Raw genomic sequence first — 923 nt, 5'->3', positions numbered from 1 at the left:
AGGCAGGGGTAGCGGCGGGTTGGCCGGGTACTCGGGGGTTCCTACTTCGAGAGGAGGCGGAACACCGTGACCGGGACCATCGATCATCGGGCCGTGCACGACGAGCGCCACTCCGTGGGCGAGCTCGTCTCACAGGCCTCGGAGCAGCTCTCCCGGCTCGTCCGGCAGGAAGTGGCTCTTGCGAAGGAAGAGCTGGCTGAGAAGGGCCGACGTGCGGGGCGTGGCGGTGGGCTGCTCGGTGCGGCGGGTGCCGTCGCCTACGCCGGGCTGCTCGCGCTGGCCGGGGCGGGTGTCGCCGCCCTCTCGCTGGTGCTGCCCGTCTGGGCCGCGGCGCTCATCGTGATGGGGGTGCTGTTCGTGATCGCTGCCGTGCTGGCCGCTGTCGGCCGGGGGCAGTTGCGCCGGGCCACGCCCCCCACGCCTGAGGAGGCTCTCGGCAGTGTCAAGGCCGACGTGGAGGAGATCAGGGAAAGGGCACATCGATGACGGACGCGACTGGTGGGGCCAAGGGGCCCGATGAACTGCGGCAGCAGATCGAGCGGACCCGTAGTGAACTCGGCAACACCGTGGAGGAGTTGGCGGGGAAGGCGGACGTGAAGGGGCGCGCGCGGGCTCGGGCGGCCGACCTGCGGGACAAGGCCGGGGCGATGACGGTGCAGTTGCGGAGCACCGCCGCGCAGGCCGGGCACACGGTGCACGACAAGGCGACGCATGYGGGGCCTCGGCCGGTGCGCGGTGTCGTTCAGGCCGGGATGCGGCATCCGAAGCCGGTGCTCGTCGCCGGGGCGGCTGCGGGGGCCGCGGTCGTCGCTGTCGAAGTGGTGCGGCGGCGGCAGCAGATGACTCGCGCGCATCGCTGGCAGCGCTGGTATCGCTGAGCGGGGTGGGGGCGGGCCGTTGGGCCTGCGCGGTCGTGGTGGGTC

General features: G+C 72.8%; 2 protein-coding genes. Both read left to right on the top strand.

Features of this window, described 5'->3' with window-relative positions:
- The first annotated feature begins 66 nt into the window (after positions 1–66).
- Positions 67–486, top strand: a complete 420-nt coding sequence (locus tag CA983_RS44170; RefSeq protein ID WP_086606161.1) for a phage holin family protein — start codon at positions 67–69, stop codon at positions 484–486.
- Positions 483–878: a DUF3618 domain-containing protein gene (locus CA983_RS44165; protein WP_086606160.1), complete on the top strand. Its 396-nt coding sequence runs from the start codon at positions 483–485 to the stop codon at positions 876–878. The genes CA983_RS44170 and CA983_RS44165 overlap by 4 nt, the downstream gene beginning before the upstream one ends.
- Positions 879–923 lie beyond the last annotated feature (45 nt).

Origin of the sequence: Streptomyces swartbergensis (assembly GCF_002148965.1) — a bacterium.
GTDB classification, from domain to species: domain Bacteria; phylum Actinomycetota; class Actinomycetes; order Streptomycetales; family Streptomycetaceae; genus Streptomyces; species Streptomyces swartbergensis.
This window is presented reverse-complemented; position numbering and strand designations above follow the sequence as displayed.